This is a genomic window from Idiomarina baltica OS145, assembly GCF_000152885.1.
GTDB lineage: Bacteria > Pseudomonadota > Gammaproteobacteria > Enterobacterales > Alteromonadaceae > Idiomarina > Idiomarina baltica.
Map to the genome: position 1 here is coordinate 476,806 of NZ_CH672403.1, position 9,037 is coordinate 485,842.

A 9,037-nucleotide genomic window follows, 5' to 3' on the forward strand; every position below is an offset into this window, starting at 1 on the left:
GGATAAGTTTTAGCTCATTCCACGTACCCCAAAAGGCCGCCTCTTGGAGATACGAGCAGCACATACGCTACTAATCTGGATAAGTTGTCGTCGGGATCCCTGTGCGTGAGTTTTCCAAATAAGATGGAAACGACGGGCTCTCAATCCAGTAACCTCCCTGCCAGCGCTTTTGCGATTGGTGCGCTCCTAAACGCCTCGAAAAAGACTCGCGGCGGGGCACTTGTTGATGTTATCCAGACTCGACGTTTGCCGATATGGCGTGAATGGGTCTCTTGAAAGGCCTTTACGAGGCTATTTGGGTAGCGAGCACCTAGTGCTAGTCAGCCTTGCTCGAAACGGCCTCACAAAGGCCTTTTTTAAAGAATGTGTGGTTCGAGCTCGTACAGCGTGAATCAAAATATGATTCTGAGATCGGAGAATGACTTTCACATGTGAAAGTCATGCAGCTAATTTGATCATTAAATGCACAAAACCCACTCGTGTAAGCCCTGATTCTGCGATTATGACTTTCTTTTTCTGGTTTATTTTGACTTTTACCTAATAATAATCAATGTCTTATTAGACGACCTCGCCTTTGCGCCCTTTATGGGCAATTCCGCGGTTCTCCCCCAAGACGAATATTTCCGATGATTGCTCCGAGCGATTCACTAACCAACTGGAGTAGTCATGAAGAAACAATCAAACACCACGACAGCTCCCCTGCTGACCTATGAAGAAGTCTGCACCGTCCTGAGAACATCGCAGGCAACGCTGCGCCGCTATGTAAAGCAGGGGCGATTCCCGGCACCTGTGAAGCCAAATCCCCATGGCCGAGCCGTTCGCTTTCGCTACCAGGACGTAAAGGCGTGGCCGGACAAGCTGTGAGGGGTGACCTTTCCCCTGAACTAACACCATCTTATCGATGAAATTTCAGTTTTAAGCTACCTGTTTTGCAAACTCCACAGGCGGTAGATAATTTAACGAGCTATGCGGACGTTCGTAATTGTAATGACGCTGCCATTGCTCTATTTCATACCTCGCTTCGTCGAGCGTTCTAAACCAGTTCTGATCCAGACATTCATTCCTAAACTTACCATTCAAACTCTCAACAAAAGCGTTCTGTGTTGGTTTTCCTGGCTGAATAAAACTCAACCTTACATCGTTGCTTTTGCTCCAGAAAAACATGGCTTTACTGGTAAATTCGGTGCCATTATCGCAGACAATATGCTCTGGCTTTCTGCGCTCCTCGATAAGCTGAGACAAAAAGCGCGATACTTGCTGTCCTGAAATCGATACTGAGACAAGTTGCCCAACCATTTCCCGGCTAAAGTCATCGACAACGTTCAAGACTCTGAAGCGTCGGCCACTTGCCAGCTGGTCAGACACAAAGTCCATCGACCATCGCTTATTAACACGCTGCGGTGCATCCATAACGACACGCGGTCGTCTCAGCTTTTTACGTTTCTTGGTCCGAACCTGAAGCCCTTGTTCGGTATAAAGGCGATAGGTTCGCTTCTTATTCTTTACAAGCCCCTCGCGCTTAAGCAGCCCATGCAGCAGTAAATAGCCATACCGTGGATATTCCACGGCAAGCTCCTTTAGGCGAGTTGTTACCCGCTCGTCATCTCGTTGCTTTGGCTTATATCGGTACGCTGTTCGGCTCAGCCCGACCAACTTGCACGCAAGACGCTCGCTTAGCTTATACGCAGAGATTAAGTGCTCTACGACACGCTTCTTGCTGGCGGGCTTCACCACTTTTTTGAGACAACGTCCTTTAAGGCTTCTGTCTCAAGAATTTTCTCCGCCAGTAGCTTTTTAAGCTTGCTATTCTCAGACTCAAGCTCTTTTAAACGCTTGGCCTCATTCACTTCCATTCCGGCGTATTTACTACGCCAGTTATAAAACGTGCCGCTGGAAATGCCCATGCGACGACAAATTTCGTCAACTTTTGCACCGGCCTCATGCTCTTTGATGGCTTTGATTATTTGTTCTTCGCTGTAACGTTTTTTCATATCGAGATCTCCACTTGACCCATTTTAATGGAAATCTCATCGATGTCATGGTCCTATTTTTGGGGGAGACGTCAACTGACACCCGGGCAGGCAAGCTGGAGCCGGCTTCAGCACTATCTGTTGGAACAGATGGCTCTGGCCGAACCGGCGACAGTCGTCAATCGGACGGGTTGGCACGATGGAGTATTTGCCACCAGTAACTGGACGATCGGCTCAGCTGACGAGCCGCATTATTTCGTAGGCCAATTATCAGGATCTCCGACTTTAGAGGAGTCTGGAAATCTCAGCGAATGGCAGACTTATGTCGGTCAGCTATGCCGAGGCAACCCATTAGCGATATTTAGCATTGGCACGGCGCTGGCTGCGCCACTAATTGCGTCTGCCGGTATGGAAAATGGCGCCATCCACTTGGTTGGAGCATCGTCGACTGGGAAAACAACCTTGTTGCAATTGGCGGCCAGCATCTATGGGAGCAACCGCTATGTCCGCAGTTGGATCTCAACCAGCAACGGATTAGCGGCAGTCTCTTCAGAGCACAACGACATGCTGCTGCCGCTCGATGAAATCGGAATGGCCCGTCCGGAAGACATCGATACGGCGATCTATCAGATCATGAACGGTTCAGGGAAGCTACGCGCCAACGTTTCTGGCGAGCTGGCCGCCACTTCGCATTGGCGAACGTTGGTATTGAGTAGCGGCGAGGTTTGGATTGCTGAGCTACTTCAGCAGATCGGTAAACCGTTGCGCGCAGGTCAGCAGATTCGGCTAGTCGAGCTCCCAGTGTTTGGCACCTACGGCGCGTTCGACGAATTGCATGGTCACACGCATCCGCAGCAGTTTGTGGACGAGCTGAAATCGTCTTGTCAGCGCTACCATGGTGCTGTCATTCGGGAGTGGGTGTCATTGCTGACCGAACGTCACACTGAGCTCAGTCAGTATATAAATCATGAGGTTGGTCGTCTGAGCGGTGCTTGGGCCAACGATAAGATGGCATCTCAGGTGCAACGGGTCATCCGGCGATTTGCCTCGGAAGCAGAAATTTCATCCTCCCAAGGTCCGAAGAGGAATCTCTATCGTCAGTCCACAGAACTCTTAAGGCCTGGCTGAATAACAGGGGACATTCCAGGAATTCTGAGGAATTCCGGCTTATCAAAGCGCTGGAGCGGGCAATGAAAGTTTGGGAGCGCAGTCTCAGTGATATTGAACAAGCGAGTGGCCAGGGGGGAGCGGGTTTTCGACGCTCACACGAAGGGCGCGAGTTGTGGTTGATCTATAAAACGAACTTCCTAAAGCGGCTCGGGCTGCCGACCCATTACATGAGGGAAGTGGAGGTGCTGTTACAGCGTGACTGCCTAGTGAGCAATGAACGCTCCAGGGGAAGCTATAAAACCAGGGTTAACGGGGAGCTTCAACGGTTTTTCGCGCTCAGGCTTGACCAAGTTAGGCGGCAACTTGAAGAACTGGAGAGGATTGAACATGAGGACTGACGTGGGTTCCCAATTTCCCAGTTTTCCCACTTTGGTTATGGCTGTGTAGGGGTAGAGAGATGACAGAAAAAGAAATGCTGCAACGGGTGTTGCAGGACATGATGGTTCTCAAGAAGATAATTTTGGACCATATCAGTGGCAGCAAGGCCCCGGAGGCCGACAAGGAGATCATGAGTCTTGAAGACTGTGCGGAATACACGGGGCTGAAGAAAAGCACCCTGTACCAGCTAACCTCCCCAAAGAAGATCCCTCATTTCAAGCCAAATGGTCACCGGATTTTCTTTCGCCGCGCAGACATCTTGAAGTGGCTCCAGTCCAACCGGATCGCGACGGCGGACGAGATCGAGCAGTCGGCTGCTCAGCACCTGGTGAGCCATAGAAGACCAGGACGGCGGAGTGTTTGACGTGGGGCAGGAGGAAAGAGGGGCTGTGAAAGCCTCTCTCGTCACTTAGGCTGCACATTCCCCATCCGTCCAGTGTCTCCTCAAATATGTCAGGAAAACTCCTCATGGCCTCTGTGCGGCGGGTTTCGAGTATGTCCGCATAGATTTCTGTGGTTCTGAGCTCGCTATGGCCTAGAAGTCGCGACAGCGAGTAGATATCCACACCCCTGGCCAGTTGATTGACCGCAAAGGTGTGCCGTCCGGCATGGAAAGTGACGTTCTTGGTGATTCCTGCCCGCATGACCCATTGCGCCAACGCAACGTTGGTATAGGAGTCATACTTCAGACCCTTGAATACCCTATCACCTGGCTTACCGCGACTCTCCAGGTTCAACAATCTCACCGCTGAGTCTGGAAGATCCAGGTATTGCAGTGAGTTCCCGGCGTTCACCTGCTTCTTCTGCCGAAAAATCATGCGGTAGTGGCCATCGGCGAATTCCTCTATCTCACCCCAGACCAGCTTGTGGATATCTGACCAGCGAAGGCCAGTAGTGCAGGAAAACAGGAAAGCCCGCCTCAGCACGTCATACCGGCATTCGGCTTTGGTCAGAGCCCGGACCTCTTCCAAGGTCAGGTAAGTCCGTTTCGTGTTTTCCGGCGAGTTGGTCGAAGTAATCGAAGAAGCTGGCAGACAGCTTGGTCCGATCGTCCAATCCATGTCGTGACGACTCGATTTCCAACAGCCGCTTTGCCCGTATGGCCTCAGCCTTCTGATTCACGGTCTTGTTGTGCTCACGCTCCGCCGGAAGGCGGGGTTTGTCGTAGAGGAACAGGTTCAGGGGCTCATATGAGCGCTTCTGCGCCCGAGAACCGTTCTGACCCGTCTTGGAACCGTGATAGTAGACCAGTCGCAAGGCACGGTGGCCGTTCTTGTCTGGTTCGCGTTTCTGGATAGTGATTTTCATGTTTCGCTCCTTTTGTGCTCCGAGTGCTCCGAAAACTTATACTCGGAGCACACACGGAGCAAGAGGGGGCAAAATGGATCAAATTGCCTGCAAAGAAATATAATGAATTTCTTTATAAAACAATGGCTTATTTGTATTTGGTTGGATGCTTTTCGATCTTTTTGGCCGTTTCACTTCCCAATGCAGAACGAACCAAAGATCTGGCCCAACAGATCGTCTGAGGTAAATTCGCCCGTGATCTCATTTAAATGTTGTTGTGTAAGTCGAAGCTCTTCAGCGAGTAGCTCGCCGGCAAGGTTAAGCTCTAGGTGCTCTTGTCCGAGTAACAAATGAGACTTGGCTTTCTCCAAGGCATCGAGATGACGGCGACGCGCCATAAAGCTACCTTCCGAGGTGGCGCTATAGCCCACACAATGTTTTAGGTGTTCACGCAGTTGTTCAATCCCATGCCCTGTCTTAGCAGACAGTTGAATTACTGGGATACCGTTGTGTTCGGTTAACCCCGTGTTTTCTTGCGTCAGATCGATCTTATTGCGAATGACCGTAAACGGCATATCATCAGGTAACTGGGCGAAAAACTCCGGCCAAATATCGTCGGGATGAATTGCACTGGTTTCTTGGCTATCAACCATAAACAACACGCGGTCGGCTTGGCGAATCTCATCCCAGGCGCGTTCAATACCAATACGTTCGACTTGGTCGGGTGAATCGCGCAAACCTGCGGTATCAATAATATGAAGTGGCATTCCGTCAATTTGAATGTGCTCGCGAAGCACATCACGAGTCGTACCCGCAATCTCCGTGACGATAGCGGATTCGCGACCCGCTAAGGCATTTAATAAGCTCGATTTACCGGCATTTGGGCGCCCCGCAATCACAATACGCATGCCTTCACGCATTAACGTGCCTTGTTTGGCTTGTTGTTCTATATGGAACAGCTGATCAATGATTTCTGCCAAATCGTTGGCGACCTTGCCATCGGAAAGAAAGTCGATTTCTTCATCGGGAAAATCGATCGCCGCTTCAACGTACATGCGTAGGTGAATAACAGCGTCGACCAGGACGTCTATTTTGTGAGAAAACTCGCCTTTTAAACTTTGCAGCGCAGCCTTTGCGGCTTGCTCGGAGTTGGTATCGATGAGGTCGGCAATAGCCTCGGCTTGGGTCAGATCGAGTTTATCATTTAAAAATGCGCGCTCGCTGAACTCGCCGGGACGAGCAGGACGAATATCGGGCAATTCTAGAATTGCCTTGATAATCATATCAATGAGAACAGGGCCGCCGTGTCCTTGGAGTTCCAGCACATCCTCACCGGTGAATGAGTTAGGGCCTTTGAAAAAGAGTGCGATGCCCTCATCGAGCAAATGACCTTCTTTATCATAGAAGGGGACATATTCAGCTTTACGTGGAGGTGGACAATGGCCAATGAGTGCACTCGCTACTTGTTTTGCTTGAGGACCGCTAACACGAACAATACCGACGCCACCGCGACCGGGGGGAGTTGCCTGTGCGACGATGCTGTCATTACTGAACTCATCGTCTGTGCTCGTTGGCTCATGTATTGAAGGGTTCATAAATGGGACCTCAACGCTAAATAAAAATGAATCTAATGACTAGTTTACAAGAAAATTGCTGCTAGTCGCTCAGAAAAAACAAAGCCCGGTCGAAACCGGGCTTTTTATTCTTACGCTCTACTGTTATTTACCGCGAACGTTAATACCTTTCTTCTCAAGCCCTTTATAAATAATGAGCATTTGAGTAATGGTTATCAGGTTACTAACCAACCAGTAGAGTACTAAGCCAGACGGGAACCATAAGAAGAACACCGTAAATATGACAGGCATATACTGGAATAACTTCTGCTGCATTGGGTCAGTTGCTGGCGTCGGTTGTAGACGTTGCATTACAAACATACTGATACCCATCAAAATAGGCAGTATGTAGTACGGATCCTTGGTTGATAAATCTTGGATCCAGAATACAAAGGATGAATGACGCAGCTCGACACTCTCTAACAGCACCCAATATAATGATAAAAATATGGGCAACTGAAGCAACATGGGTAGGCAGCCGCCAAGAGGATTGACCTTTTCCTCTTTATACAGCTTCATCATAGCCTGGCCCATCTTCTGGCGATCGTCACCATAGCGTTCGCGCAGAGACTTCATTTTTGGCTGAAGCAAGCGCATTTTCGCCATTGACACATATTGCGCTTTAGTCAGTGGGAACAACAACGCTTTGATGATCACGGTAATCAAGATAATCGCTAGACCCCAGTTAATGACAAAGCTTTGTAAAAACTGAAGTAATTTGAATATCGGTTGAGCGAGCCACCATAGGAATCCGTAGTCGACTGTTAAATCAAGATACGGTGCAACTTTGGCCATCGCGTCTTGGTCTTTTGGACCTACGAATATAGTTGCGTCGATGGTTTTCGATGCACCCGGTTGTACGGTGGTGGAGGGATATAAAACGCCGATGACAGCTTGGTTCGAAGGTGTAACCTGCGAGTAAAACTTGTTTTGCTGTGTTTGCGTAGGGACCCAAGCGGCAACAAAGTAATGCTGCAGCATGCTAACCCAACCTGTCTGGGTTGTAACGCTCAGCTTTTTCTCACGCATGTCGTCAAACGGGTATTTCTCAAACTTATCTTCATCTTGAGAATAGGCAGCACCAAAATAAGTCGGCATGATCATGCTACCGCTTTCGCCTGCAGTCATTGTTTGTTGCAACTGCCCGTAAAACTGTAACTGAGCGGCTTCTGAACTTTGGTTTTCAATCGCATAGTTGACACCAATATCATAGTGCCCGCGCTTGATAACGAAAGTTTTAGTAACATTAAGCCCTGACTCGGTTTGCGTAGTCAAAGGGACTTCAAGGGTGTCGCCGGTTAAACGGTATCGCTCTTGAGCGGCTTGATATTGCGCACGACCGTTATTTGAATCGATACCCTGAGGGCCAATGAGTCCTGATTGCGCGATATAAATGTGATTGCTGTTACGTTTAAGTAATTGGAAACGCTCTTCGGAATCGAGTGTAGCCGCAAACTCTAAAAGCTTTGCTGAAACGATATCACCGCCGTTCAAATCGATTTTTAATTCGAGTTCGTCAGTGACTACGGTGATTAAGCGACCATTACTAGTGATGGCATTAGGGCTGTTACTCTCAGGTACAGCGGTATCTGCGGTATTTGAACCTGACTGAGGAACAGTGGAGCTATTTTGATCTTCGGTTTGCTGCGTCGTTTGTTGTGTTTGCTGAGGCGCTTTCGTGCCTGGGGCAGTGTCGATTGTCCATTGTTGGAACAAAAAGAACGACACAACAATAAACGCAACCAATAGTATCGAGCGTGGCGAATTCATAATGATTTCGTCTCTATTACTTGTCTATTTCTTTGACTGTGAATGATTCGGTTCGATGTTATCAGAAGAAACTTCCGGCACAGGATCGAAACCACCTTCGGAACCCGGATGACAACGGCTAAGCCTTTTTGCTGCCAACCCAATGCCGCGTATTGTACCGTGTTTCTTTATTGCCTCACAGGCATAATGTGAACATGACGGATAAAAACGACATCGAGGGCCGATTAACGGCGAAATAACCAGCTGATAAAACTTTATCAGGCCGATTGGTATTGCTTGCAACGCTTTGCTAACTTTCGCCATAGATAATTTAATGTATCAGCCATTTGAGCATTATCGAGAGTATCAATACCGTGCTTTGCAATAACAACGATATCGAACGCTGGGATATTATGCTGTTTTAGTCTGAACGTTTCGCGCACTTGACGCTTGAATCGATTCCTAGCGACAGCTGTTTTAGCACGTTTTTTGCTGATAGTAACGCCAATTCTGGGATGCCCAAGTTGATTAGGGCAGGCAAGCATGGTGATATGCGCTGTGACAGCTTTAACGGGAGGATTATCGAAAACCGTTTGGAAGTGCGAGGGAGTTAAGAGCCTTAACTCCCGTCCATAATGATAGTGCGTCACTGAGTGAACACTATCTATCTTATGCGCTTAATACTTTACGACCACGTGCACGGCGACGTGCAATAACTTTACGGCCGTTTTTGGTTGCCATGCGAGCACGGAAACCGTGAGTACGTTTGCGTTTTAGTACGCTTGGTTGAAAAGTTCTTTTCATAACATTAATTCCGTCGGTCAGATTGTTACTTTCCCACGCTGGCCGAAAATATTCTGAATCACCAAA

General features: G+C 48.8%; 9 protein-coding genes and 1 pseudogene. 3 read left to right on the forward strand and 7 right to left on the reverse strand.

Annotated features, from left to right (window positions below; genetic code table 11):
• The first annotated feature begins 666 nt into the window (after positions 1-666).
• Complete coding sequence (locus tag OS145_RS13105; RefSeq protein ID WP_083773218.1) at positions 667-864, forward strand: helix-turn-helix transcriptional regulator; 198 nt, start codon at positions 667-669, stop codon at positions 862-864.
• Between the two features lie 51 nt (positions 865-915).
• Here the strand turns inward: OS145_RS13105 and OS145_RS03635 are convergent.
• Positions 916-1,991 (reverse strand): IS3-like element ISIba1 family transposase gene (locus OS145_RS03635; protein WP_116287530.1). Its coding sequence is split into 2 segments (ribosomal slippage): positions 916-1,742 and positions 1,742-1,991, totalling 1,077 coding nucleotides; the frame shifts between segments, so codons are not numbered across the junction.
• Positions 1,992-2,033: 42 nt separating this feature from the next.
• On the opposite strand from OS145_RS03635, the gene OS145_RS03645 reads away from it, so the two are divergent.
• Positions 2,034-3,098: a DUF927 domain-containing protein gene (locus OS145_RS03645; RefSeq protein ID WP_006954801.1), complete on the forward strand. Its 1,065-nt coding sequence runs from the start codon at positions 2,034-2,036 to the stop codon at positions 3,096-3,098.
• Positions 3,099-3,537: 439 nt separating this feature from the next.
• Positions 3,538-3,882: a helix-turn-helix transcriptional regulator gene (locus OS145_RS03650; RefSeq protein WP_006954803.1), complete on the forward strand. Its 345-nt coding sequence runs from the start codon at positions 3,538-3,540 to the stop codon at positions 3,880-3,882.
• A gap of 67 nt (positions 3,883-3,949) precedes the next feature.
• On the opposite strand, the pseudogene OS145_RS03655 reads toward OS145_RS03650, so the two are convergent.
• The 6 genes and pseudogenes from OS145_RS03655 to rpmH form a co-directional block, all read right to left on the reverse strand.
• Positions 3,950-4,826 (reverse strand): annotated as a pseudogene (locus tag OS145_RS03655) (site-specific integrase); the annotation flags it as partial.
• 170 nt (positions 4,827-4,996) lie between these two features.
• Positions 4,997-6,400 carry a tRNA uridine-5-carboxymethylaminomethyl(34) synthesis GTPase MnmE gene (mnmE, locus tag OS145_RS03660; protein ID WP_006954805.1) on the reverse strand — a complete coding sequence of 468 codons (1,404 nt, stop codon included), beginning with the start codon at positions 6,398-6,400 and terminating at the stop codon, positions 4,997-4,999.
• Between the two features lie 123 nt (positions 6,401-6,523).
• On the reverse strand, positions 6,524-8,188 hold the full coding sequence (gene yidC, locus OS145_RS03665; protein WP_006954806.1) for a membrane protein insertase YidC: 1,665 nt from the start codon (positions 8,186-8,188) through the stop codon (positions 6,524-6,526).
• 24 nt (positions 8,189-8,212) lie between these two features.
• Positions 8,213-8,491, reverse strand: coding sequence for a membrane protein insertion efficiency factor YidD (gene yidD, locus OS145_RS13110; protein WP_083773219.1), 279 nt, complete (start codon positions 8,489-8,491; stop codon positions 8,213-8,215).
• Positions 8,446-8,817: a ribonuclease P protein component gene (gene rnpA, locus OS145_RS03670; protein ID WP_040487619.1), complete on the reverse strand. Its 372-nt coding sequence runs from the start codon at positions 8,815-8,817 to the stop codon at positions 8,446-8,448. Before rnpA ends, yidD begins: the two co-directional genes overlap by 46 nt.
• A 19-nt stretch (positions 8,818-8,836) precedes the next feature.
• The gene (rpmH, locus tag OS145_RS03675; protein ID WP_040487621.1) at positions 8,837-8,971 is read right to left on the reverse strand and encodes a 50S ribosomal protein L34; all 135 of its coding nucleotides are present in this window, start codon (positions 8,969-8,971) and stop codon (positions 8,837-8,839) included.
• Between the last annotated feature and the right edge of the window lie 66 nt (positions 8,972-9,037).

Bases quoted from the DNA above. Each gene is read 5' to 3' on its own strand.
- OS145_RS13105 (WP_083773218.1), top strand. From the start codon at position 667: ATGAAGAAACAATCAAACACCACGACAGCTCCCCTGCTGACCTATGAA.
- OS145_RS03645 (WP_006954801.1), top strand. From the start codon at position 2,034: ATGTCATGGTCCTATTTTTGGGGGAGACGTCAACTGACACCCGGGCAG.
- OS145_RS03650 (WP_006954803.1), top strand. From the start codon at position 3,538: ATGACAGAAAAAGAAATGCTGCAACGGGTGTTGCAGGACATGATGGTT.
- mnmE (WP_006954805.1), bottom strand. From the start codon at position 6,400: ATGAACCCTTCAATACATGAGCCAACGAGCACAGACGATGAGTTCAGT.
- yidC (WP_006954806.1), bottom strand. From the start codon at position 8,188: ATGAATTCGCCACGCTCGATACTATTGGTTGCGTTTATTGTTGTGTCG.
- yidD (WP_083773219.1), bottom strand. From the start codon at position 8,491: ATGGCGAAAGTTAGCAAAGCGTTGCAAGCAATACCAATCGGCCTGATA.
- rpmH (WP_040487621.1), bottom strand. From the start codon at position 8,971: ATGAAAAGAACTTTTCAACCAAGCGTACTAAAACGCAAACGTACTCAC.